Annotated in this window: 23 protein-coding genes and 1 tRNA gene; 15 read left to right on the top strand and 9 right to left on the bottom strand. The window is 43.6% G+C overall.

Annotation, left to right across the window (positions count from 1 at the left end; translation table 11 throughout):
- Window positions 1-92: 92 nt before the first annotated feature.
- Entirely contained in the window at window positions 93-1,199 is a 1,107-nt protein-coding gene (gene recA / locus Pelsub_RS11090) for a recombinase RecA (protein WP_116223671.1), read from the bottom strand.
- Between the two features lie 589 nt (window positions 1,200-1,788).
- Here recA and Pelsub_RS11085 point away from each other — a divergent pair.
- From Pelsub_RS11085 to Pelsub_RS11055, 7 genes are all read left to right on the top strand, one after another.
- Window positions 1,789-3,270, top strand: a complete 1,482-nt coding sequence (locus Pelsub_RS11085) for a BglG family transcription antiterminator (protein WP_158675083.1) — start codon at window positions 1,789-1,791, stop codon at window positions 3,268-3,270.
- Window positions 3,271-3,300: 30 nt separating this feature from the next.
- The gene (locus tag Pelsub_RS11080; protein WP_116223673.1) at window positions 3,301-3,798 is read left to right on the top strand and encodes a PTS sugar transporter subunit IIA; all 498 of its coding nucleotides are present in this window, start codon (window positions 3,301-3,303) and stop codon (window positions 3,796-3,798) included.
- A 41-nt stretch (window positions 3,799-3,839) separates the two neighbouring features.
- Window positions 3,840-4,811 carry a PALP domain-containing protein gene (locus Pelsub_RS11075; RefSeq protein WP_116223674.1) on the top strand — a complete coding sequence of 324 codons (972 nt, stop codon included), beginning with the start codon at window positions 3,840-3,842 and terminating at the stop codon, window positions 4,809-4,811.
- Window positions 4,811-5,662: a tryptophan synthase subunit alpha gene (gene trpA, locus Pelsub_RS11070; RefSeq protein ID WP_116223675.1), complete on the top strand. Its 852-nt coding sequence runs from the start codon at window positions 4,811-4,813 to the stop codon at window positions 5,660-5,662. Before Pelsub_RS11075 ends, trpA (Pelsub_RS11070) begins: the two co-directional genes overlap by 1 nt.
- A gap of 8 nt (window positions 5,663-5,670) precedes the next feature.
- Window positions 5,671-6,513: a tryptophan synthase subunit alpha gene (trpA, locus tag Pelsub_RS11065; protein ID WP_116223676.1), complete on the top strand. Its 843-nt coding sequence runs from the start codon at window positions 5,671-5,673 to the stop codon at window positions 6,511-6,513.
- Window positions 6,514-6,601: 88 nt separating this feature from the next.
- Entirely contained in the window at window positions 6,602-7,870 is a 1,269-nt protein-coding gene (locus tag Pelsub_RS11060) for a PTS galactitol transporter subunit IIC (RefSeq protein WP_116223677.1), read from the top strand.
- Between the two features lie 60 nt (window positions 7,871-7,930).
- Entirely contained in the window at window positions 7,931-8,227 is a 297-nt protein-coding gene (locus Pelsub_RS11055) for a PTS sugar transporter subunit IIB (RefSeq protein WP_116223678.1), read from the top strand.
- An 83-nt stretch (window positions 8,228-8,310) separates the two neighbouring features.
- On the opposite strand, the gene Pelsub_RS11050 is transcribed toward Pelsub_RS11055, so the two are convergent.
- The 6 genes from Pelsub_RS11050 to Pelsub_RS11025 form a co-directional block, all read right to left on the bottom strand.
- Window positions 8,311-8,814: a rubrerythrin family protein gene (locus Pelsub_RS11050; RefSeq protein ID WP_116223679.1), complete on the bottom strand. Its 504-nt coding sequence runs from the start codon at window positions 8,812-8,814 to the stop codon at window positions 8,311-8,313.
- Window positions 8,815-8,980: 166 nt separating this feature from the next.
- A complete protein-coding gene (locus Pelsub_RS11045; RefSeq protein WP_198418346.1) occupies window positions 8,981-10,039 on the bottom strand; it encodes an ABC transporter ATP-binding protein in 1,059 nt (352 codons plus the stop codon).
- 27 nt (window positions 10,040-10,066) lie between these two features.
- Entirely contained in the window at window positions 10,067-11,752 is a 1,686-nt protein-coding gene (locus Pelsub_RS11040) for an ABC transporter permease (protein ID WP_116223681.1), read from the bottom strand.
- Window positions 11,753-11,843: 91 nt separating this feature from the next.
- Window positions 11,844-12,965, bottom strand: coding sequence for an ABC transporter substrate-binding protein (locus Pelsub_RS11035; protein ID WP_116223682.1), 1,122 nt, complete (start codon window positions 12,963-12,965; stop codon window positions 11,844-11,846).
- Between the two features lie 144 nt (window positions 12,966-13,109).
- Complete coding sequence (locus Pelsub_RS11030; RefSeq protein ID WP_116223683.1) at window positions 13,110-13,802, bottom strand: response regulator transcription factor; 693 nt, start codon at window positions 13,800-13,802, stop codon at window positions 13,110-13,112.
- On the bottom strand, window positions 13,768-14,994 hold the full coding sequence (locus Pelsub_RS11025) for a sensor histidine kinase (protein ID WP_116223684.1): 1,227 nt from the start codon (window positions 14,992-14,994) through the stop codon (window positions 13,768-13,770). Before Pelsub_RS11025 ends, Pelsub_RS11030 begins: the two co-directional genes overlap by 35 nt.
- 216 nt (window positions 14,995-15,210) lie before the next feature.
- Between Pelsub_RS11025 and Pelsub_RS11020 the strand changes: the two genes are divergently transcribed.
- Window positions 15,211-15,282, top strand: a tRNA-Met gene (locus Pelsub_RS11020).
- A 166-nt stretch (window positions 15,283-15,448) separates the two neighbouring features.
- Here Pelsub_RS11020 and Pelsub_RS15680 read toward each other — a convergent pair.
- Both Pelsub_RS15680 and Pelsub_RS11015 read right to left on the bottom strand, forming a co-directional pair.
- On the bottom strand, window positions 15,449-15,619 hold the full coding sequence (locus tag Pelsub_RS15680) for a hypothetical protein (RefSeq protein ID WP_158675082.1): 171 nt from the start codon (window positions 15,617-15,619) through the stop codon (window positions 15,449-15,451).
- A gap of 25 nt (window positions 15,620-15,644) precedes the next feature.
- Entirely contained in the window at window positions 15,645-16,652 is a 1,008-nt protein-coding gene (locus tag Pelsub_RS11015) for an MvdC/MvdD family ATP grasp protein (protein ID WP_116223685.1), read from the bottom strand.
- Between the two features lie 1,098 nt (window positions 16,653-17,750).
- Here Pelsub_RS11015 and Pelsub_RS11010 point away from each other — a divergent pair.
- The 7 genes from Pelsub_RS11010 to Pelsub_RS10980 all read left to right on the top strand — a co-directional run bounded on the left by Pelsub_RS11010 (window position 17,751) and on the right by Pelsub_RS10980 (window position 25,139).
- The gene (locus tag Pelsub_RS11010) at window positions 17,751-18,584 is read left to right on the top strand and encodes a hypothetical protein (RefSeq protein WP_126440507.1); all 834 of its coding nucleotides are present in this window, start codon (window positions 17,751-17,753) and stop codon (window positions 18,582-18,584) included.
- Window positions 18,585-18,804: 220 nt separating this feature from the next.
- On the top strand, window positions 18,805-19,725 hold the full coding sequence (locus Pelsub_RS11005) for a TolB family protein (RefSeq protein WP_158675081.1): 921 nt from the start codon (window positions 18,805-18,807) through the stop codon (window positions 19,723-19,725).
- Between the two features lie 130 nt (window positions 19,726-19,855).
- Window positions 19,856-20,929, top strand: a complete 1,074-nt coding sequence (locus Pelsub_RS11000) for a hypothetical protein (protein ID WP_116223688.1) — start codon at window positions 19,856-19,858, stop codon at window positions 20,927-20,929.
- Between the two features lie 15 nt (window positions 20,930-20,944).
- Window positions 20,945-22,312 (top strand): hypothetical protein, encoded by a 1,368-nt coding sequence (locus tag Pelsub_RS10995; protein ID WP_126440504.1) that lies wholly within the window; start codon window positions 20,945-20,947, stop codon window positions 22,310-22,312.
- Between the two features lie 72 nt (window positions 22,313-22,384).
- On the top strand, window positions 22,385-23,293 hold the full coding sequence (locus tag Pelsub_RS10990; RefSeq protein ID WP_116223690.1) for a hypothetical protein: 909 nt from the start codon (window positions 22,385-22,387) through the stop codon (window positions 23,291-23,293).
- A complete protein-coding gene (locus tag Pelsub_RS10985; protein WP_116223691.1) occupies window positions 23,290-23,469 on the top strand; it encodes a hypothetical protein in 180 nt (59 codons plus the stop codon). The genes Pelsub_RS10990 and Pelsub_RS10985 overlap by 4 nt, the downstream gene beginning before the upstream one ends.
- Before the next feature lie 14 nt (window positions 23,470-23,483).
- Window positions 23,484-25,139, top strand: coding sequence for an ATP-binding protein (locus tag Pelsub_RS10980; RefSeq protein ID WP_126440503.1), 1,656 nt, complete (start codon window positions 23,484-23,486; stop codon window positions 25,137-25,139).
- Window positions 25,140-25,392: the final 253 nt, after the last annotated feature.

Raw genomic sequence — 25,392 nt, 5'->3', positions numbered from 1 at the left:
GAACGAGATAAAGAGGTGGAAAGTTAATAGGAGAGCATTACTTAAGATAAAAAAAGAACAGGGAGGTGAATCACACTCCCTGTTCCGGTTTATTATTCTTCAGGTTCTTCGACCGGCGAATCTCCGTCGTCCATGCCGAACATGTTCAACCCGCCGCCCATGGCTTGCTCGCGCACGGCTTTTTCAATGTCCGCAAACAGCTCGGGATTTTGGCGCAGAAATTCTTTCGCGTTTTCACGGCCCTGGCCGATGCGGGTATCGCCGAATGAGTAAAAGGCGCCGCGTTTGGTGATGACATCGAGGGTGGAACCCAGGTCGATGATATCGCCGGCCCGTGAGATGCCTTCGTTGTACATGATATCAAACTCAGCGGTGCGGAAGGGCGGGGCAACCTTGTTCTTGACCACGCGCACGCGCGTGCGGTTGCCGGTGATTTCGGCGCCGGATTTGATGGATTGGATGCGGCGCACGTCCATGCGCACAGAAGCGTAGAATTTGAGCGCCATACCGCCCGGGGTGGTTTCCGGATTGCCGAAGTAAACGCCGATCTTCTGGCGCAGTTGGTTGGTGAAGACTACCGCGGTGCGGGTTTGGTTGATAGCGCCGGAGAGTTTGCGCAGCGCCTGGGACATAAGGCGGGCCTGCATGCCCATGGTGGCGTCGCCCATATCCCCATCGATTTCTGATTGGGGCACCAATGCTGCGACCGAATCAACCACAACCAGGTCCAGCGCACCGGAACGCACCAGGGTTTGCACAATTTCAAGAGCCTGTTCGCCGGTGTCGGGTTGGGAGATCAGCAAGTTTTCAATATCCACGCCTACTTTGGAGGCGTAAGCCGGATCGAGAGCATGTTCCATATCTACAAAGGCAACCGTACCGCCCATCTTTTGGGCTTCAGCGGCCAGGTGCAGACAGATGGTGGTCTTGCCGGAGGATTCAGGGCCGTAGATTTCAGTGACGCGCGCGCGCGGCACGCCGCCCACGCCCAGCGCGATATCCAGCGAGATGGAGCCGGTGGGGATGGCGGCCACTTCCAGATGATGCGCATCGCCCAGACGCACAATGGAACCCTCGCCGTAGCGTTTGGTGATGTCATCCAGGGCTTTATTGAGGACGGCCTGCTTGGCCTCGTCGCCTTTGCCGGCGGGTTGGTTAGGAATTTCGGGTTGGGTGGAATTGGTTGATTTAGCGGGCATAGCTTATCTCCGATTTAATTCATTAATTAAGCAAAATTATACAACTCATATTATAGCATAAATGTTCTAATAAAGAAATCAATTTATTAAATTCAAAACAATATAAATTATGGGATGAATCCGGTTCCAGCTTTCTCTTTAGAACAACAGATAAACACAGACTGATTATTCAGAATAAAAACGAGCAGCCAATTTAAGCTGCCTGTTTGGCATTGAATTGCATGGAAAATCTGGATGAGTTAATTCTTAGCAATATAGATGGGGCAATTATTGGGGTTTTGCCGTAATCAGTGTGACCGCAAAGTGTACTGGCATAAACCCGTTTGACATTTGGAATAATCGTTCTGAATCCATAAAATATAAAAATATACATTATTGTAAATATGGAAATAAACATCTTATAGTATGTATATGTACTCAAATTGTCAATCAAGAATGAAAAGATATCGGCACATTTTGACGAAAATAAGCCGGCCGAATTCCTATAATGAAAAAGGATGCAAATATGACCTATTTAAATTCAAGGCAAGCACGCATACTTAAATTTCTTTTGAATACAACTGATCCATTATCGATCAGAAAGATTAGCTTGCAACTGGATTTGCCCGCGCGCGTAATTCGCTACAACCTGCCTTACATTGAAGAATGGTTGAACGAAGAGGCCGTCGATTTTTCGCTGGTCCATCACAATGGTTTGCTGCTGCGAATTTCAGACAAAGACCGTAAAGACCTTGTGCAAAAGGTCAACCAGGAAATTCCCATTGTCGATATTTTTTCTCCTGAGGATCGCATCTCGCTTATCATATTCGATTTGCTGCGAAATCCGGATTATTGTTCAGGCGTGGAGCTGCAATCGAGATTATCTGTTGCCCGCTCAACGATTACCCGGGATTTGAAAAATGTCGAAGCGGCGCTGGCCGAAAAGAATATTCCTCTCTTAAGAGAACCTCATAGAGGAATTAAAGCCAATGGACGGTTAGAGGATATTCGGCATGCTTTAATCTCCTTGCTATTCGAATTGGATCTGGAATCCGAGCTGCTTAATTTTTGTATTTGGGGGAAAGCCACCAGCGGTAGTAATTTGAACAAATTACCGGAGGGTAGTTTGCAGATAATCATGCAAATTTTCCCGTGGAAAATCCAGGACGCGTGGCGCGAGGTCAACCGGATTTTGCAGGAAATCCACGCCACTTTATCTGAATCGATCATTCTTTATCTGGCTTTGTATTGGGCCATCATGAAAATCCACATCCAGTCGGGATTTTGTATTGAACCTGATCAGGAAAAGCTGGATCTGGTTAAGGGAACTCCTGAATTTGAAGCAGTTGCTGCTTCCGCCGAGAAATTAAACAAGATGACGGGGTTAAGCCTGCCTGAACAAGAAATTGTTCAATTTACCATGGAATTGTTGGGTTCAATTCGCGGAGGAAAGGTCAATTCGGATCAAGCGGGATTATTCATGCAAGACCAAATTGCCCAAGAAATCACCGACCAGTTATTAGAGCGTGTTGGCGCGAAAATTGATGAGGACTTGAATCATCCCCAAGTCAGACAGAAATTACAGGATCACATCTCCAGGCAGGTTTTAAGAATTAAATTGAACCTTCCCATCCGAAATAAGTTGAGCGAGCAGATTCAGTACATGTATCCGCGTATATGGCAGGCAACTGCCGAATCTATTCAGGAAATTAATGACGGGATCGGAAATGAGCATGGAATTCGAATTCCCATTGAAGAAGCCAATTACCTGACCATGTATATGGTGTTGGCCAAAGAAATGAAAGATGAATCCAACAAAGGAAAAAGAGTCATTGTCGTTTGCCCAAGCGGCGGAATTACGGTATGGATGGTCGTATCGAGACTAAAAAGTGAATTCCCGGAAATTACGATTGTCGATGTTGTCCCAATTAAACGGCTCAGCCAGGTTGAGAAAACAAAATTGGACGCAATTATCACGACAATCAATATTATCGATCGCGATCTGCCGGTCATAAAGGTCAGTCCGTTGTTAACGAATGACGATATTGATTTGATTAAGGAAGTTCTGTTTGATCAAGGACGAAATAAATGATTGATCGAACAACAGAAATAAATTTTGGAAATGGAAGTTGTTAAGCAAATGGAAAAATCGTTTTTTGATCTTATTGTTGTAGACAAGATGAATGTTGGGACATCAACCGAAGTCCTGGAGAAATTGTCCGGCAGTTTATATGCCCAAAAAGCCGTCAATGAGCATTTTCAGGCCGCGGTTATTGAAAGGGAGCACAATTTCCCAACAGGAATGCCGACAAAAATTCCGGCCGCGCTGCCGCATACGGATTCGGAATATTGCCTAAGAAAAGCACTCGCGGTTGGCGTTTTGGAAAAGCCGGTAACCTTTGGATTGATGGGGGGAGAGGATGGCGAGACGATCGATACAAAAATGGTTTTCATGCTGTCTCTGCCCAATCCCAAATCGCAAATCGTGATCATTCAAAAAATTCTCGAAATCTTCCGAGAAGAACCAACTATGGAAATGCTCCAAAGAACTGGAGAAAAAGATCCCTCTGAATTGAGAAAAATACTGACGTCATATTTTTCTGACATAAGTAATGAATAAACAGTCAATATAAAACGAAACAAAACACTTAGGAGAACCAAATGACATTAAAAAAAGAATCACTAAACACTAATTTTTCCCCCGATTTAAAAGTTGAATATGGAAAATTCGGAGGAATGTATGTGCCGGATCCATTTTCGCCTGCATTAGATGGGTTTGCCGACGTTATTTCCGGGATCAAGTCGAATGCCGATTTCCTTTCACTCTGGGAAACAGCCTTAATTGCAATGAAACCGAAAGATATTGAAATCAAATTTATCGGCAAAATATTGAATACGGATGTTTACAGGACAGCTTCATTGACCAGGCAATTTGTGATTTCCGGTTACCTTGCCCTGGCGAAGTATCTGAAACTGACACCAGCCTTTGCGGTGGACAGCAGGAGCGATCTGGATTTATTCCTGCAAGGAACACGTGCGCTTGATTTGAAACCGTACATTGCACTAAATAAGGAAATTGGAAAAGACCGGATGCTGGTTGAAACATTAAATAAGACCGGTGCAATGGTTGAAGTGGAGAAATGCGAAACGCTGTTCGATGATCCTGGACTTTACGCATTTCAATACTGTATCTCCAATATCAGTACTGCTTTATTTATTCCGGTACATTCCAATGTCGGCCCTTATCCATTCCTTTCAATCACTTCGGGTTTTGTGGAAGGATATTCAAAAATCCTGCGTGAAGCAGTCGATAGTGAATTACCCAGCCTTCCCGACGCGATCCTGGCCGGCGGATACCCGGGAACGTCAGCAATCGCCGTTTTTAAAGCATTCGAAAATACCGATGTTCGCATAATCTCGGTTGAAAAACCGATCGATGGGGAACAGGAAGAATGTTATTGCGGCATGTATTCAAAAATTGTCCTGCGAGGTGAGAAGGAAGAAATTCTCTCTCCCGAATTAATCCAATGTTGGGAAAACGGCGATGTGGATCGGGTTTTCGCTGAAGATTTCGATTCCGCAATCGTGGCGGTTGACCAGAGCGGTATTGCCTTGATCGTTGAGGAGGATTGATGGAAAACCGTCTCGACAGGATGTTTGACAAACTTCATAAGAATAATGAGGGTGTATTGATCCCTCTAGCGCCGGGTGATAAAGCACCATTCAGCATTTCAAACGAAATCATTGATATGTTCTATGAAGCCGGTGCAGACACTATTGAGATTGCAGTCCCGACAAGATATCCCTGGATGGAAGGCAATAATATGCAGATCCATCAATTGGAAGCGATTGAGCAATCCGTTAAGGGCTCCGATTCATTTGACTTGATGAAATTTACCCGTAACAAGTACCCTGATTGGCCGTTGCTGACCATTAACTTTATGGGGCCGGTTTTCAGATATGGGCAAGCGAATTATGTTCAAGGTTGTGCCGACGCTTCAATGGATGCGGTGGATATTCCTGATTACGCCTATGTCAGTCAAAATGATTCATTGGGCTTTGTGTCCAGTTTGTTATCCAAGAATGTGTATTTCATTGTGGATATCGCGACAAAACTTGCCATGGCTGAAGAAGGAACACGGGAATATGCCTTGTTATGTGAGTTGATCAAGAAATCAAAAGGTTTCCTGTTCATGATTGCCCAACCCGGCGGCGTATCGGGTACCAAGTCCACGCTGCCCGTGGACGAATTAAAACCGGCCGTGGATCGCGTGAAAGAACTGGAAGAAAAATTTAAAGTAAATACCCCGATCGTGGTTGTTTGCGGAATTTCATCACCGGAACAGGTCCGCCAAAGTATCCGTGAAGTGGGGGCCGACGGCGTCATGTTAGGAAGCGCGATTTCCAAACGGCTTCAGGCAGGCGAGACCATTGAAAAAATCGAACCGTTTACTCGGGAATTAAAAGAAGCGACCAAAGGGTAGGTGTATTGATGAATCGTATCGACAAGATGTTTGACGATGCCAAAAAGAAAAATGAAGCCTGTTTGATGACTTATTTACCCAGCATCGGACCTGATTTAAGTAGATCTAATGAATTAATCGACGGGTTTATTGAAAGCGGTTTGGACTACGTTGAATTGGGAACACCTGGCGGCGTACCATGGCTGGATGGAACTCCCATGCAAAAGAATCATAAACAATCTCTGGAGACCGGCATTGATGGAGAAAAGGCGATCTTCCTCGGAAAGCAAATCAGAGACCGGCATGCGGATTTCCCAATTCTGCCAATGTTGTATACGTCGGTTATTGTGCGGATGGGTGTGGATAATTTTGTGGATTTACTCCTTGAATCGGATCTGGATGGCGTAGAAATTCCGGATTACGCATCCTATCGTACAAATGATCCGCTGGGTATTCACGCCAAACTGAGGAAGAAGGGGATTTACAACATCAATTTCTGCGACGGTATCAGTCTGGCCGAAGAAGGCAGCCGGAACTATGAATTGCTGCGGCGTATAGCCACCGACGTGGATGGATTTATTTTCCTCACGGCAACGCCGGGCGTGACCGGTTCAACTGGCGGCGTCAATGTCCCTTATTTAAAGGAAGCAGTTGCCCGTATACGTGCTGTCCAGGAGAAATATGGGAAAGTGATGCCGATCATGGTTGGCTTTGGCATCAACACACCGGAAGATATTGAACTGGTTGTAAATGAGGTCAAGGCGGATGCGGTTGTGGTTGGGTCCGCGGTGACAAGGTTGATTCAATCCAATACACCAATAGAAAAAATTTGCGATTTTATTAAATCATTGAAGTCAGCAACTGTGAAATAAAAATACGAAAAGAAAGAGGTGATCGTAAAGAAAAAATTTCCTGGTTTGTGTTCTATAAAAATAATATTGATATATATGGAGATTTGAGATGAATTTTACAAATATTATGGCGTCAATCACTGCTTTACCCTCAGCGGTAATGGTGCCCCTCGCGATCCTGATATTCTCTTTGATTGCCGGGATGAAATTTACTAAAGCTTTCAGAAGTGCCATATTGATTGGAGCGGGCTTTGTCGGTTTTTCAGCAATGTTTACAGTGTTCGCGTCGAACATTGGCCCGGCGGTAGCGGCTTTCGTCCAAGGGTTGGGCCTTCAATTGGATATTGCGGATGCCGGCGTGTTCTCTCTGCTGACGGCAACCTGGGGTTCACCCATCGCAATCTGGTTCATTCCGATCGGCTTGGGTGTAAACATTCTGATGCTGATTCTAAACCTTACCAAAACCCTGGATGCGGATATCTTGAATTACTGGCCTTGGGGTATTTCCGCGATTGCACTGTACGCGCTCACCGGTAACCTGGTCATTGCATTAGCCGGCTTTGTGATCAACGAGGTCATTATCCTGTTGATTGCTGACTGGACCGCACCGAAGATCGATGAGCATTTTGACATGGAAGGTATTTCCATTCCTCATGGGAACGCCGCCTTATGGCCTCCGCTTGGAATTGCAGTCAATTGGGTCATTGAAAAGATTCCCGGCCTGCGGGATTTGGAAGCTGATCCGGATACCATCGCCAAGAAATTCGGTGTGTTTGGCGAACCGGTAATGCTTGGCACGATTCTGGGTGCCTTGATTGGCATTATTGGGCGCCAACCCTGGGGCACAGTCTTGAATCTGGCTGTTTCTCTGGCGGCGGTCATGCTGCTTTACCCCAGAATGCTGCAATTGATGATGGAAGGGTTAGGCCCGATCTCGGAACATTTGCGCAATTTCATGAAGGAAAAATTCAACCGCGACGTTTATATCGGTGTGGATGCTGCCGTTTTGATTGGGCAGCCGGATGTTTTGGCGGTTGGTATGATCCTGATTCCGATTGTTTTGGGACTGGCCTTGATCCTGCCCGGCAATCACGTACTGCCGCTTGCTGACCTCGCAATTGGGACACCCTTCCTCATCAGTATGTGCATGCCCTTCTTGAAACGCGGTAATTTTGTGCGCGGTTTGATTGTAGGTGTATTTATCTTCGCCGCTGCGCTGTATATATCCGGCGACCTTGCACCGCTGTACACCAAGGCCGGAGAAATGATTGGTATGCAGGTTCAGGATGGTGTAACCTGGACAAGCATGGCTGCGGGTTCGAACTGGATCACGTGGATACTGGTTAAAATTGTTGGGTTATTCGGTTATACTATCTAAAGTACAGGTTATGGATGTGGGTGAATATTTTTCACCCACATCTATTTAACGAGGTGTTGTATGGCTAAGAAAAGGGTTTTATCCGTTTGCGGAACAGGCGGAGTCACATCCAGCGTAATTACTCGCAGAGTTAAAGAGATTGCGGAAGAAAATGCAATCGACGTGGAAATTACGAACAGCAACGCATTTAGTATTAAATCTCACCTGGATTCCGAAAAATATGATCTTATTGTTTCCTCTTCGAGGGTCAAATCGCCGGATGAAAATATCCCGGTGATTAATTGCATGTCCTTTCTGACTGGGGTAAATGAAGAGGCAACAATAGGAAAGATCCTTGAGGTACTGAAGCAGGATTAATTTATTTATTAGAATAAGCGTTTTTAGAAGGTAGATAAAAAAACAGGCAGCCGATTTTGGCTGCCTGTTTGGCTTTGTATTGCTTAGAAAATCTTGAAGAGTTCTTTCTTGGCGTTGCAGATGGGGCAATTATCGGGCGCTTCGCCGTAACCGGTGTGACCGCAAACGGGGCAGACATAGACCGCTTCGCCGGAACTATCTTTCTCGGATTTAACTGCCTGTTTGGCGTCCGCGTACAGGACGGCGTGGATCTTTTCGGCTTCACGTGCCCAGGTGGTGGAGCGTACCGCACCGCGTTCTTCCTGCAGCTCGGCTACGGCCTGGTAAGCCGGATACATTTCTTCAACTTCGAAGGTTTCGCCCTCGATGCCGGTTTGCAGATTTGCGGATGTATCGCCCAGCTTTTGCATCACCTTGAAATGGCTGGTGGCATGTACCTGTTCGGCATAGGCGGTGGCGCGGAAGAGGCGCGCAACATTGGGAAAACCGTCTTTTTCGGCCTGATCTGCGAAGATCAGGTATTTCATATGAGCCTGGCTTTCGCCGGCGAATGCGGCTTCCAGGTTGGCTTTGGTCATATCACGCATAACGTTATTCTCCTTCAATAATAGTGTTGGGTTAGGTCAGATATGATTATAAAACAAGTAGGCCGGGATTTATACCGGATTATCTATAACAGGCTAAATGCTGTGTTTTTTGTAATAAAAAAGGCAGGAGAAAATGAACTTCTCCTGCCGGGAAAATGCTTCCCCCCTATTTTCTGGGTAAGGTATGGAATGAGTTGGCGGAAAATTCAACGGATACACGGCTGCCTTCTTCGAATTTATCGCCTTCCTGCGGGTCATAGATGATCACAGAGATCACCTGACCGCAAATTTCAACTTCATACTCCACCGTTGAGCCTAAATAGACTGCCTGTTTTATTTCTCCGGAGAAGGCTCCTTCCTTATGGCTGAGGTGGACGGATTCGGGCCGGATGATCAGGTAGACGCGGTCATTCACGGCATAAGTATGATTTCCCGTGGGAATGGTGAGAGAATTGCCGAATAATTCCAGCGAGATGTGATCATCGGAACTGTCCTCAACCATACTCTCAATGAAATTGGCTTTGCCAATGAAGTCGGCCACAAAGAGCGAAGCCGGCTGCTCGTAGATCTCAACCGGGGAGCCGATTTGTTCAATTTGACCGTCGTGCATGACTGCGATGCGGTCCGCGAGGCTCATGGCTTCAGCCTGGTCGTGGGTGACATAAACGGTGGTGATGCCCAGGCGCTGCTGCAAGCGGCGGATTTCAGCGCGCATCTGCACGCGCAGCTTGGCATCCAGGTTGGAAAGCGGTTCGTCAAAAAGCAGGACTTTGGGCTGCATGACCAGGGCGCGCGCTAATGCCACGCGCTGCTGTTGGCCGCCGGAAAGCTGGTGGGGCATGCGATCTCCCAAACCGACCAGGTTCATCAATTGCAGGACAATCTCAACCTTTTCGTGGATTTGATCCTGGGGCTGCTTTTTGACCTTCAGGCCATAGGCGATGTTTTCAAAGACCGACATATGTGGAAAGAGCGCGTAATTTTGAAAGACCATGGCCATGGGCCTTTTGTTGGGCGGTATCTCGTTAATCTCTTTCCCTTCCAGGAGGATCCGGCCGGAAGTGGGGGATTCAAAACCGGCGATCATCCGCAGCGTGGTAGTTTTTCCGCATCCGGATGGGCCGAGCAGGGTGACGAATTCTCCCTGGTGGATTTCAAGGTTGAGACCATTGACCGCCTGGACATCCTTTTTACGGCCGAAGGTTTTTACCAAATTTTCTAACATAAGCGTTGCTGTTTCCATGTCTATTCCTTATATATCAATCATTCGTTCAGCTCCGGTGGTGGAACCGACGACAGCGTACATTAGCCCAATCGAGGTTAGAACAATGGCAATTAGGACCACGCAATAAGCGGCGGCATTACCAAAGCGACCGGTTTCAGCCTCGTTCAAGATCTGGGTGGTCATAATGCGCCATTGGGGTGTTACCAGGAAAATAATGGCAGACAGCGACGTGATCGAGCGCGTGAAACTATAGATCAGGCCTGTCAGAAAAGCCGGGCGGACCAGGGGCATGGTGATGCGCTGGAAGGTGGTTGCTGAACTGGCGCCCAGGCTGGAGGAGGCTTCCTCCATGGCCGGGTCAAACTGATAGATGGCGGCCACGCCGGAACGGACGCTGGCGGGAATGCTGCGGACCACGTAGGCCAGGATGATGATGAGTGCTGTGCCGGTGAGTTTGGGTACCAAGCCGCCGAGGATGGGCTTGTTGAAGGCCAGGATAAAACCGATGCCGACCACTGTGCCGGGAACGGCCAGGCCCAAGACCGATGTGAAATCGACCAGGTTGCGGCCAATAAATTTCCGGCGCACCACCAGATAAGCGATTAGAATACCCATCAAGCTGGCAATAGGCGTGGCGATGGCTGAAAGCAGGGTGGTGTCGGTCATGGCTTTTGAACCATAGCCCAGCAGGACGAAACGGAAATGCTCGAGGGTTAATTCATAGTTGATGCCCCACACTTTGACGATCGCGCCGACAAAGATGAAACCGTAGATCAATACGATTAGCGCTGCAATCAGCAGGCAAACGGTGAAGAGCGTCCACTTGACCCATTTGGATTGAAGCGGGCGCGAATATCCGGCGGGCTTGCCGGTAATCGAGACGTAAGAATGGCGGCTGACCCAATAGTGCTGAATGAAGTAAATTAACAACGTAGGCACCAGAAGAATTAGCGAGAGCACCGCGCCTGCGTTCAGGTCATATTCGCCAATGATGGACATATATATACGGGAAGCTAAAACAGTGTAGTTACCGCCAATCAACAGCGGGTTGGCCAGGTCGGCCAGGGCTTCAACAAAGAGCAGCAGGAAAGAACTGGCTATGCCGGGCACCAGCATGGGCAGGATCACCGTGCGGAAAACCCGCCATTTTCCCGCTCCCAGGCTGGTGGCGGCTTCTTCGAGTGAAGGATCCAGCGCGCGCATCATTCCCAAGAGGGTCAGGTAAGCCACCGGGAAGAACGAAATGGTGAGAACCAGAATCAAGCCATCCAAGCCGTAGATATCGTAGCGCAAGCCGAGCAGGTCTTTGGTGATCAATCCGCTGCGGCCGAAAAGCACGATGACTGACATGGATACCGCGAAAGGCGGCGAGATGATGGGAAGCAGGCTGATTAGATGAAAAAACTTCTTTAGGGGAACATCCAGCTTGACCTGTACAAAAGCAAACAAGAACCCGACCAAGGTACCGGCAAAGGCAGTGCCCAAGCCCATTTTCAGGGTGTTCAGGATAACCTGCCAGGTTGCCCGTCCGGCGATGAGACGCTGGTAGACGGGAACGGCTTCCGAGCTCAGACTGACGGACAGGATTTTGCCCAACGGGAAAATAATGAAGAATGCCAGGAAAAGAATGGAGACTAAAAAGCCAAGCGATAGCCAGCCATCCTGAGTCAACCGGCGAAACTCACGCAAGCGGAGAGCGATGAATTCGGACATTTATGTACTCCTATCAAAAGAGGCAGCGCTTTGCAGTTTTACGGCAGCCAAGCGCCACCTCTAATGGTTTTATTGATTGTCTATCAGTCGATTAACTTTCAGGAGCGGCAGCGCCTTCACGCACCTCTTCCGCGTAACGTTCAATCAGCGCGCTTTTAGCCTCGCCGGCAGCGATGCTGTCGTAGTCCACCAGATTTACCTGGCTGAGGGAAATCGCTTCAGCGGGCACAATCGTTTCGGGATTTGTGGGCACTTGATAGGATTTCACTGTGGCAGCGACGGCCTGCGCTTCAGGGGTCAACGCCCAGTCCATCCAGACTTTTGCGGCCGCCGGGTTGGGCGCGTTCTTAATGAGCGCCTCAGCACCGATTTCGTAGCCGGTACCTTCCGCCGGGAAGGACACTACCAGGTTCGCGCCGGTTTCTTCACGGAACTTGACGCAGTCGTGCGAGAAGATAATGGCAACGGCAACTTCACCGGAGGCAGCCATGGTGCCGGGAGCCGAACCGCTCTTGGTGTATTGGAAGATGTTGCTATCCAACTGCTTCAGGTAATCAAAAGCGCCGTCTTCGCCGCGCAGCAGCACCAGCGTATACAGGGATGTGTAAGCCGTGCCCGAGGTGCGGGAATCAGCGATGGCAATGTTCCCCTGCAGCTTGGGATTCAGCAGGTCATCCCAGGAAGTGGGGGCTTCGACGCCTAATTCGTCCAAAACGTCCTGATTGGAGCAGAAGCCTAAAGCGCCAACATAAATGCCTGTCCAGCCGCTGGCTTCATCTTTCAGGTTTTCGGGAATCAGGGCCGCATTTGCGGGGATGTAGGGTTCGATCAGCCCCTTAGTGAAGGCTTCCACCTGTCCGTCGCTGGGGCCGCCCCACCAGACATCAAAGGTAGGCGCATCCGCTTCGGCTTCCATGCGGGCGACCGCTTCACCGGAAGACAGGCGCACGTATGAAGTCTCAATGCCGGTCTGATCCTGGAAGGCAGCTGTCATCGCCTGGCACCAGTCTTCCTGCGGGCCGCACAAGACGGTTAACGGGCCGGACACCTGTTCTTCGACCACAGCGGGTTCTTCAACGGCAGCGGCCGGCTCCTGCGCTTCCGCGGCAGCATCGGCGGGCTGGGCGGGTTCTGAGGCTGTTTGGGACGCACATGCACCGAGCACGAGCGACAGTACCAGAATCCCTACAATAGTTATTACTGAGTGACGCATCTTTCAAATCCTCCTTAGTTATGGGTGGGCTTTCATCAGAAAGCCATAGGGTTGTTCGATGCCACCACTATAGCATTTCAGATTGCGTCTATGGTTTCCGGATGGTTACAGATGGTTACACTTCCATTACAGCGATTATTTTCTTTACTTATTGATCTTTTCAAAGTAATACCCGACTCCGCGCTCCGTATGAATGAATATGGGATCGCTGGGGTTGGGTTCCAGCTTTTGGCGCAGGCGGTAGATTTCAATTTTGACCATCTCTTTATCACCCTGCCATATCTCAAGTTCCCATACTTCCTTTAATAAAGCCTGCCAGGTCAGCACGCGGCCCGCATTGGACACCAAACAAACCAGCAGGCGATATTCCAGGGGAGAGAGTTCAACGGGCAGATCGTGCAGGGTTACCCGGCGGCGGTCAAAATCGATATGGAGCGGTTGTATATCAACGCTGTGCTGATCGGAATTGTGGGTGCGGCGCAGAATGGCCTGGACGCGCAGGGTTAATTCGCGAATGCTGAAAGGCTTGGTCATATAATCATCGGCGCCCAATTCCAGGCCTTTGATGATTTCTTCCTGCTCGTCCCTGACGGTCAGCAAGAGCACCGGGATGGTTGTGGCTGTGCGTACTTTCTGGCAGACTGCAAAACCGTCCAGCGCGGGCATTTCTACATCCAGGATGACCAGGTCGGGGCGGCATTTCTCAACCTGCTGCAGCGCCTCGCGGCCGTCGTAAGCCATGACCACCTCGAAGCCGGCATTTTGCAGACCATAACTGATGACCCCTACCATCTGCGGTTCATCATCCGCGACCAAGATTAATGGGTGCTCTTTCATAGCTGCTCTCCGTTTGATTGAATGGCAGGGTCACGTAAAAACTGGTACCCCGGCCTAATAAAGTATCGACGTAAACCTGCCCGCCGTGGCGTTCGACGATGTTCTTAACGATGACCAAACCCAGGCCGGTACCGTCGTTGAGCCGGTTGCCGGGAGTGGAAAAATGCCGGAATAGCTGGCGGCGGTTCTCATAACCCATGCCGGCGCCGTCGTCCGTGACCGCAATCAGCATGTTGCGGTCGTTTTGGGAGATGGTGACAATGATACGGCCGCCTTCCGAGCTGTAGCGGCTGGCATTTTGGATCAGATTGATCAAGACCTGTCGGAAAAGATCCGGGTCGACCGGAATGGGAGGCAAAACCTGGGGATAGTAGGTGCTGATGTGCTGGCTGCGCTGGTCTGTAATAGCGCGCAGGTCCTCCACCGCGTCGCGAACCACGTGACGAAGGTCCACCGGCTGGAATTTCGGCGAGAAGACGCCGGCTTCCAGTTTGGCCTGGGTGAGCAGGTTTTGGGCGAGGGAGGCCACCCGCTCCTCGTTTTGGTAAATAGTCTCAAGGAAAGTGCGCTGCTGTTTGGTCAAGGGACCGGCGCTTTCATCGAAAAGCAATTCCAACGAAGTGCGCATGAGGGTGAGAGGAGTACGGACCTCGTGGGAGAGCATGGACAAACGGTCCGAGCGGACTTGGAGATTGTCTTCCAGGTTGGCGCGCGCCCGATTTTCCTTTTCGTGCTGCCGGGCCCAAGCCGTGGTTATGGCAGTTAAGATGAGCCAGAAAATGAGGCTGGGAATTAATTCCGTAAGCCTATCGAATTCGGAAAACTGCGCATAGGCAGTAAATATGAAAAATGCCGCTGAACCCAAACCAAGCGCCAGGGTCACTTTCCAACCGGCCAGAATGCCGTCCGCGACCAGAACACAAATAAAGAATAATTCAAAAGATGGATATCCTTGCAGCACCAGGACGGCAACCAGGGCAAAGTCCATCAGGGCTGTTAGGGCAGGGATGAAAGGCGAGAGGCGCGGCCAACGAAAAGAGAGGGCGGGGAGCAGGAGAATTCCGAGCAGGAAAACGGCCAAGGCAACCAGGCGTTTATCCGTGAACGAGCCAATGCGGAGGGCAAGCACAACCAGTAAACCGCAATACGCGGCCGCACGAATAATAAATGCCGGCGTGACTGCTTTGCGCACCCTCTCCAATTGACGCTTCCCTCCAAAGTTGAAACGAGTATTGAATTATTAAAGCAGATATTTGGTAAAAACCCAAGGTAATTTTATCAGTCCAGACAATTGTTCAATATGAGAATGTTAATCATAATCGGGAATACCTGTCATGATTTGAAAGCAGGATTTCTTAAACATTATTGACAGATATTTTTGGGTATAGTAAGATTGTCCAGCTGATATGGCGAGGTAGCTCAGTGGTAGAGCAGGGGACTCATAAGCCCTTGGTCGTGAGTTCAAATCTCACTCTCGCCATATATTTATTTAAGAACTTCGCAGTAGTGCAGAGGATTTCAACTCTCAAAATATTTTTACAAAAAAATTTGAATAATGCTTTGTCAAAAACCTGAATAATATAGTGTTTTAGGGGTGGGAAAGCCCACCCCTTTATGTTAGCGGGTTTACTAGTTACTTAATAGAATTAATCACCATATGGCGTTTTTTTTGTAGGTTCAGGACTTGGCTCATCTTCAAATTTATTTGTGGAATTTGTGGTGTGAATATTGGGATTTCCAGAAACTTCGTTTACTTTTTCAATTTCCAGATAGCGAAATAATAAAGGACTTATTAATTCTGTCTTATCTTCAAACATTTTTATTTTCTCCCTTCTATTTGATTCAAGAATTATTAAGCGATGGACTTACTCCCGCTAACAAACTAGCTATAGCTACACTGATTTGTGCTCCTGATAGTTCCTCAATCCACAAGAATTGTCCGTTTTCATTGATCTCTAAAAATACGTATTCCCCATCAGGTTTTCTTATTAAATCAATTGCTCCGAATTCGAGGCCGAGTTGACGTGTTAACTCAAGACACTTTTTCTCAATTTCATCAGGTAATTTGTATGGAGCATATGGAGTATTCTGTAAATCGTATCTCCGCCAATCCAGTTCTGATGTTTTACTTTGTTGGCTATCAATTTTTACCGAAATTACCTGTGAACCTATAACATTGACCCGAATTTCGTATTTTTTTGGAATTTCCTCTTGGAATGTAACTGGAGAAATTGAGATTTCATCTTCTGCGATAATATCTGAAAAAATTACTCGATTTGTTAGCACAAATTTAATATCACTATTGTTTCTCGAATAGATCCACCCGGCTCCAGTAGCTTTTAGAATAATTTTTCCATCACAGAGTTCGTAAAATCTTTTTGCTTGAATTGGGTTATTCGTAATGAGAGTTCGTGGGACTCTGAACCCTATCTCTTGGGCTAATTTTAATTGAAGTGGTTTTCGAGACGCTTTCCGTAGTTTGTCAGGGTGAGATACCCATAATGGGTCTTTAAGTAATGCATACATTGCCTCAATTGCCGCTTTCCATTCATCAAGAGCAAAGTCTTCTCCTTCATCGGTCAAAGAATACTTTTGAAAATGAATTGGATGGGGCCTACGATACCATATAGAAAAAACTTCGTTCAGGTTTATATTTTCAGATCCGGTGTTTACAATAATTTCAGGTATCTCATTATTGTGAGTTTGGTTAATTGAAAGAGTATAGTCTGATCCGAATTTTTCCGGAAAGAACAAGATAGGATGAGCATTAAATTTCTGTATATTCTCGAATACTCGAGAAGTGTGTTTATCCTGCGGATTGGAGATTAATAGAACAAGCCTCGGAGCCATTTATTTGTGAATGCTGAATAGCTTTATTTTACTCGTTTTCCGTTGAAGTAAACGGAAGTTTCTTGAGAATTTATTAAATTCTTTTTTTTTATGCAAAGAAAAGATTTGAAACTAAATTTATAAGATGATTTGATTATTTATATATCGTTCAAAAAAGGGATGATTCTAAAATACTGACATATACAATTAATCACGGGTCAAAAAATGTTAAGAACCGTTTATACACAGAAAGCTTTAAAAATTTTTTTCCTTAAGACCACAAGTGATGTATGAAAAATATGACATTCTTGACCGATTAAACAGGAGATCAAGTACTGAACCAAAGTTGTTTTATCATTTGTGGAGGAAGACTCCTATCCGAGGTTTGTTTCACCGATCCTATTGGAATCTAATGAAGATTGGGAGTTAGTAAAATTTATTTGCTAAAAAGGTTATTAGAGTATTTTAATATTCTGAAAGATTCTGTGATGTATGTTAGGGAAAAACTGACATATAACCCAATCATTTTTTTATATTAAAAAATCAGAAATATTAAGATATGTGTGTATAAAAACCGTAAGGAAATTAGTTATTTGCTATATAATTTCTTTAGGTAATGGGAAGATGGGGTCTTTATTTATAAAAAAATTTCCTTCTATAACGGCTATTTACCTTTTCCCAAGATGTATTAAGTAGAAAATTGAAAAATTCTAGATCGGAAAATAATGGGGAAGAAGATCAAAACAATATAAAGAAGGGGTTCAACTAATAAAATATTCTGATAGAACAAAACCAACTAATACTGAAAGCTAAAAAACGAGCACTTTGTAAAGAAAACTTAATGGGAATCTTTGAGTCCCTATTACTTATAAATAAAAAAATGACTTATTTGAGGATTCAATGAAATTATTTACGGTAAAGAAAGAAATCACCAATTATTACTGCTAACCGTTCTGTTTTTATTGATTAATTATTAAAAAAAATAGTGGAGATTGTTTTTAATTCACGTAATTGTTAAACATAAAAATGAAGATCGATTATTCACACCGAGGAGTTTTCAACTATCAGAGAATCACATTATTTGGAATTAATGAATCCACTATCTCCAGGTTTGAGAAATTGATCAAGCTGGTTCGCGATAAATCATCTCCTTTTAAGTATTTCAATCTAGATTTTATTAAAGTTCCATTGAACAACCAAATACTATTGGAAGACTACCTTCAAAAAGATACCTGTTATGGGGATGCCTTTATCTTCTTAATTGATGCAGAATTTGTTTTAAATAATGATATCGAGGGTTTAAGAAGAACATTTCGATTAACATGGCTAAAGCAGTATTTTGAGAATAGTAATCAGAATAAACAGTATTTACTATATTCATCCACGTCTATAGTCATTTCTGGAATCGAAAGAATTCTTGTGGGGCCTTCAAATGGCTTAATAAATGAGGAAATAAATGCAAAGGTAGATTTCTTTGAATCCAAAATAAGGGAACTGATGGACCCACTTATAAATGTTTTTAATTTTATGGGAACTCCAATAAGTATTTTTCCCATTCAAGAAAAGGACTCACAGAAAGCTGAGCTACCATTATTACCATTAGAATATCCGTTTTTATTTTATTATGCTAACTGGATAAACCGATCGCTTTTACCGATCTTGAATTTCCGGTTTTTTACAGGAAAATCTTCTGAGAGTAAAGCAATTCAAAAGGAGATTGCTTTCAATCAAAAGAATATTGAAGAGATAAAAACAATACTGCCATTACATATACCAGGCTATGAAGTAAAAAAAGTGTGTAAAAGTTGTAAACATCCAATTAACTTTAAAAACGATGCGATTTGTCCGAATTGTGGAGACCCAATTTATGGTTATCTGCGTTGTAACCAATGTAAACAGATTGTCCCGATAGGAAAATACTGTTCTCAATGTGGAAATAAATTGATTAGCTGACATAATTAAAATGAAAAAATGTTGGAATCCATTCTGTAGAAAACCAATTAAAGAAGATGCAGAGTACTGCGTCTATTGTAGGGCCTGGCAAAGGTTGCCTATCGTTATTTTAGGAGTGCTGGTACCCTTATTATCTATAATAATTCTAGTTTTCAAATTTCCACAAGGTTGCATTCCAGGACCCATAGCCACTTCTACACCTACAACAAGCATAACTGTTGTGACAAAAACCACTATCATCGATGAAACGATTGAGATTGTAAACACACCAACACCAAAAATTATTATTACTCCGACCTCTAGCTCAAAGGAAGAGAAGGCTCTCAATGGAAAGATCGTGTTTACTTGTCAGGTTGACAAAACAATTGGTCATGATCAAATATGCATAATCAATGCGGATGGCAGTGGTAAAAAACAGCTTACTAATAACTTGAACTCTGAGAATTATTATCCTTCCCTTTATGGAAAGGGTTCAAAGGTTATATTTTCTTCCTCCATGAATGGCGGGTATGAACTTTTTAGTGTGGACACAGATGGGAAAAATCTCAAACAACTGACATCCAATCATGGCGAATTTTATTCTTCAGATGTTTCACCTGATGGGAAATATATCCTGGCAACTCGTCATCAGAATGGAAAAAATTATATATCCTTATTACGAATTGATGGAAGCTTTATTGGAGATCTCAATTCTTATTATGATTGCAAAGAACCTGTTTGGTCGCCGGATGGAAGTGAAATCCTTTTCGCTGCCAATACCGAAAGTAAAGGTATCCAATTTTATACCATGGATAAAGATGGGAATAATGTCAGGAAAATATCCAATCTATCTTATCTAACTGGCCGATCGGATTGGGGGCCTAATGGACAAATGGCATCCTTCAGTGGTGAATATAAGAAGCAAAATCGGGAATTGTTCCTTTTTGATGAAAAAGGGGCAGTTGATTATTTGACAAACGGCGGGGATAATTTAGCGCCTTCTTTTTCACCGGATGGTAGCTGGATTGCTTTTACTTCTTATCGGGATAATTTTGGGGACCCGGATGGATGCGAGATATATCTTATGCGTCTTAGTGATGGATATGTAAAAAGGGTTACCGATAATGATTATTGTGATTACCAACCGAGATGGGGGGATTAATTATTAATTACTTACGATTAAATAAGCGAAGTTGAACACTTATAAGCGCGAAAAATGTGATTCTGAAGAGGATTGAAAATGGCAGTAGAAGGAAGACAAAACATAGAAAAGATTATAAAGGGAGTGGGCAATGGAAAAGATGTCGGAAACTGATACACTGAAAATCACCATGATTGGGGCTTCAGGAGCGGGGAAAACCTGGTATATGGCTTCGATGTTCCATAAATTTGTATACAATGTAGTAATTTCATTAATGAGTTTAGATCAATTAAATAATCCTACCGAAAATCCCATAATTGATGAAAAAATTAAAACAGCAATAAGGCTTACAAGAGAACTGGAAACGAGTTGGAATGTGGTTAGGGCTGGAAAAAGAGTAGGCACAGAGAATTTGACTGATTTACGACTCCATGTGCTCTATAAGCATAATCCAATTTTTGATATCGGATTTATTGATTACGCAGGGGGAGCGCTTGTTTTTGACAAAAAAGAAAATGAGCCGCAGGCCATTGAAATCCAACAAACAATTTGGGAAAGTGATGCTTTATTAGTTATACTGGATTCAGTGGAAATTTTCAATGAAGATTTGGATACTATAAAGGCGAATTTGGGCCTCGATATCATAAGACAAATATTTGAAAGTCTGTTTATAAATCACAAAATGGATGAATTTACCGCAGCTCCCTTTGTACTGACTAAAGTGGATGAATTGCGAAGATTAATAAAAACTGAAGAGGATAAAGTACATTTTATCCAAAAATGCACGGATCTAGTTGACCCGCTCGCAAGCCCTTTTATAGATGCGGGGATACCAACGGGTTATTTTCCGGTATCTGCGATAGGGCTGGATGCACATAAACCGGTACCCGAAGGTCCTTATGAGAATATTAACCCGCTATGGGTTGAAAATCCCATCCTGTTTTGCGCAGATAAGTGGATGGATAGAGAATCATTAAAACTGCAGAAGGCCTTAGAGAATTTGAATAACAGAAAAAAGAGTCCCTTGCATGGGATAATACCCGCCTACTTTACTGAAAAATTGCAGGAAGAAAAAGAAAAGAAAGGAACAGAAATCAAGACGAAGATACAATTTAACATAGAGATGCAAGGGATTATCCATGGTGATTATAACGTTGAGATGGGAGTATTTAATACACTTACGGGAACACAACAATTGCAGAAATGTATAGATGAAATATCGTAAAAAAGTCAGGCGCATATGAGAATATCTTACTTTTTTTGTTATTACAGCCGTTATCATCCCAAACCTGAAGACTATCACTGGATTACACATTCCAATCATCTTTCCGATGAATTACGAGATTCACTCAAGAGACATATTTTCGATAGTTTTGATAGAAACGAACAATACTGTTTTTTTCCACTCAGCCTGAAAAACGGTCTTGATTACGTGGGAGTGGGCAAAAGATGGCACTATGGATTGGATGCTCACGAAGGTGATATTAATCATTCTGTGCTTCTTCTGTTTAGAAAAGTGGATTGGGTTTTACTAAACCCAACAGTGTTTATTCAGTACTATCTGATGGCAATATTCAGTGATATTCAGGAGAAATACTGGAAAGAGGAAAACTATAGCAACGATCCGATAATCAATTCCGGCGGTGTAATTAATATTAACCCCGATATCCCTTGGGAAAGCTGGAAAGAATTTATACGGGATTATCAGGCTGCTGAATGTTACACTCCGGCAAAATTTGGATCTTTATACGATATCCAGGCTCTCATCGGTAAAAACAAACTCATTCCTTTTCAGAAGGCCGTCTCCACATATTTGTTGGATTTTCCATATGAATTATTTAATGAAAAGCCAAAGCATTCGTTTGTGGCGAAAAGGAATTTTCGGCAAACATATAAACCGTTGCTTACAAAAATGAGAATAGAGAAAACGGAAAGAAAGAAAATGAACGAAGAAATCCAAAGAAATCTTGATGAAATCTCCAGGTATTTAGTTTTGTTCAAAGTTTCTGATAGCAAATATTTAAAAGAACAAAGGGAAAAATATACAGCCTTTTTAAGGGAATACCGCAACAATCATATTGACCATGAAAATGATCAAAAAAAGTTGGGCGAGGATATTATTCTTGCCGGGAGGCGTTTGGAAACAGATGTCTCTGGTTTACTATCCAATCGTCATGACCTTTATAGTTATTATGTTAGGATAGTGAAATTGTGTAAAAATAATGGGCTGACTCAAAAACCTTGTTCCATTTATAACCCTGAGGATTCCAAATTAGATCTTTATTCGATCATTAAAAGAATATTCGACCTGTATGGGAAAACAGCCAATTTGTGCCTGAAATGTCTTGCTGTTTGGGATGATGAAGAAAAACGAATCTTAGAGAACTTAACTGGTTTGGCAAAAGTAGGGGAAAGAGCCTATTTTCCACGTGTTTTGCTAGAAATGCCAAAGCCTTTGATTGAGCTTGAGGAAAACAGCAGAGAGGCGAAAAAGATAGAGGATAACCGGGCTTTTCCTGAACAAGAATCAGTAGAACTTACTGGAAAGGATCCAGAGGAGAATCCTGAAGCAGATTTGTTGCCGAAAAGTATGAAAGATTCAAAATGATAGAAATAGAATATTAATTACTAAAAAAAGGACTGTGATTTATAAAATGATCATTGGCTGTAAGGAGAAAAAATGTCAAATCATGGTGTGATTGGAGTGGGTCTAATTTCTTTACCTTTTGTATTGGTTGGTGCAAGTGTAGCTGGAAGTATTTTTGTTATCGGGGAAAGCATCAAAGCTGCTGATAAAGCACGCGTATATTTTGGAAAGCAAATTGATGTGGCAATCCAAAGGCACCGGGAAAAGCTGCAGAAAATAGAGGCGAAAAAGATAGAAGCGGAACGTCAGGCAATGATTGCGAGGATGCGTTTAGAAGCGATAGAGAAGCAGGATGAACTCTTATCGATATTAATAACAAAGCAGGATATAAAAAACACAATAAAGTTGATTGAAAATGAACCACTAATAAAAGATAAACATTCATTCGAGACGAATGCGCTGAAAAAAAGCCTAATGGAATTGGATGAAATAAATTCGACTTGCGATTGGAGCGATTTTATAAATACGAGGAAGCAAGTTATTAAACTGAGTGGGGAAAGTAATAGATTATTGAAAGAAGTTACAACAGAAGTAAAGAAAGAACTAACCAAACAGTTAGTAAATACTGCCGAGGAAATCATCAAGGATAAGTTGGGATATGATCTTTATACATTCTGTCTGGGAGAATATGAGGCTGCCGGTAAGAAAGGTACCCAAGAGTTTCGTGTTGCTATTACAGATGAAGGAATGAAATTTAGCTTTCAGGGTTTTAAAGGAGAAGATTGCTATAGGGAAACTGAAAAGTTTTGCGGCTTTTTGAAAGAATGTGGAGTGGAAATTGCGGATTTTAAAGCATACTCAAATAGCAAAGGTACCTGGGATTTTGAACAAACACAAAAGATGACTCTATCCGTTATTGAATCCTTAGGACTTGACTTTACCATGAGCGATGGTATCCCTGGAACAATTGTGAAAGCAGAGAAGAACAGAGAATCTATATGAAAAAAAGTGAACCGAAAGGACAACAGGTCAATCCGGATCAAAACGCTGTTACTATTATAATTTCTTCGGATTGCATACTTCAATTCTTTGGGGATGAAAATCTAATCAACGAAATAAAGATGAAGTGGGTTGAAAAAGGTTACCCACTGGAAAAAATAGACTTTCTTTGTGGTTAGGGGGAGTGAAGAAAATGGAAGAAGAAAAGAAATGGTTTTCAGAGATTCGGGAAATTTATCAGGCTGAGATTGCGCATCAATTTATCATATACAACAATATTTACGATTATGTTTTCCAGCCCGCAGAAAGTACAGACAAAGGTCGGCTATTTGAACTCGGGGAATACCTTTTCGAACAAATAAAAAAATTAACCAACTTCGATTTAATTTTGAAATACTCTATATCAAGTGGTATTACCACTTTGGTTTCCACAGAAAAAGGCAGTAAAGTCCTTGCGAAAATGCCACCTCAACATAAAGGGGGGCAGTCAACTATTCCGGTATTTGAATTCTTTAACTCTCTACTCTTTCAGAAGGATTCAAAGGTTGCCATACTTATTGAGTATTTCGACCATATCATTCCACTCTCATCAATAAACTCTGAGGTAAATGATTACCAGAAATCTGCATTAATTGAAACTATCCATCGATGGGGGAAAACACAAAAAATCGGGAATGAAGGCCATCTCATTATCTTGTTAGCAGATAACCTGGGAAAGATACCACCAATCCTTTATAACACAAGCAGTCAAACGTGTCTCGTTGATATTCCACTTCCGGATGAGCGGGAACGGCTGGAGATTTTAAATCATTACGAAAAAACAAAAAGTATCCCTCTGGAAGAAGACGTGACTTTGGAGGGTTTGGCACAGAATTCTACCGGTTTTGGAAATCGAACATTTATAAAGTTAATTGGGTTGACTAACTCCCGTAAGGAGAAAATCTCATGGAAGTTGATCAAAGATGCTAAGCGGGAGATTATTTTCTCTGAAAGTAGTGGCGTTTTAGAGTTTGTTCAGCCTGAACATGGATTCAATGATATTGGCGGATTGAAAGAAGCGAAAAATTGTTTGCGTGAGATTTCAAATAACATCAAGGATGGAAAGATCAATGTAATTCCCAAAGCTATTTTACTCCTTGGCCCTCCGGGAGTTGGGAAAACTTATATTTCCAAAGCATTTGCCGAAGAATCTTCCATGAATTTTGTAGTCATGAGAAATATCAGAAGTCAATGGGTCGGTGAATCTGAAAGAAACCTTGATCGTTTACTGAATTTTATTAAATCTATTGCGCCAATTTGCATCTTTGTGGACGAAATTGACCAGGCATTTGGCAATCGAGAAGGTTATTCAGGGGATAGCGGTGTTAATCAAAGAATCTTCGGAAGATTGTTGGAAGAGATGGGTAATGATGAAAATAGGGGAAAAATTATTTGGATATGTGCTTCCAATAATGCAAAAGGTCTCGATTCAGCAATGAGAACTAGATTCGATAAAGTCATACCATTTCCGGTTCCAATTGGTGATGAATGCATTGAGATATTAAAAGCCCAGGCAAATACTCTTGGAGTGAAATTTAGTAAAGAGGTTGATTTTTCTCAATTCAAAGATAGACTATCCGGATTTACAGGCCGCGAAATTGGAATTATCCTGAGAAGAGCAATGGAGGTAATGGAACCAAATGCAAAGGCAATTACCCTCGAAAAATTGGATTATGCTGTGAATGATTTTAGAGTTGATAATAAAGAGGGAAGAGCGATAGAGTTTAATAGAATGTGGGATGAAGCTCTTGAATTCACAAATTTAAATAGTCTTATACCTCTGCGATTCCAGAAAAATAATCAGAATTAATTGAAAAAGGGCTTTATCTACATTTGAAATTGTAAATGTTATACAACCAAATAAAAATAATTAATTCTCTGAAAGCGTAATTATTTTAATAGATATAACAAGGATGGTAAGATTAAAGCATAAGATTATTGAAATTTAACACACCGCCATATCTGGGAAAACAGGCATAAAAGCCACGAAAATTGTCGTATTTGGGGGTATCAGGAGTTCAAATTAAGTTATTTGTTTCATAAGCCCTTGGTCGTGAGTTCCC

The sequence above is a fragment of the Pelolinea submarina genome (assembly GCF_003966975.1).
In the GTDB taxonomy this organism is placed as follows: domain Bacteria; phylum Chloroflexota; class Anaerolineae; order Anaerolineales; family Anaerolineaceae; genus Pelolinea; species Pelolinea submarina.
The sequence above is the reverse complement of the archived record's forward strand: the minus strand, read 5'-3'. Positions and strand labels throughout refer to the sequence as shown.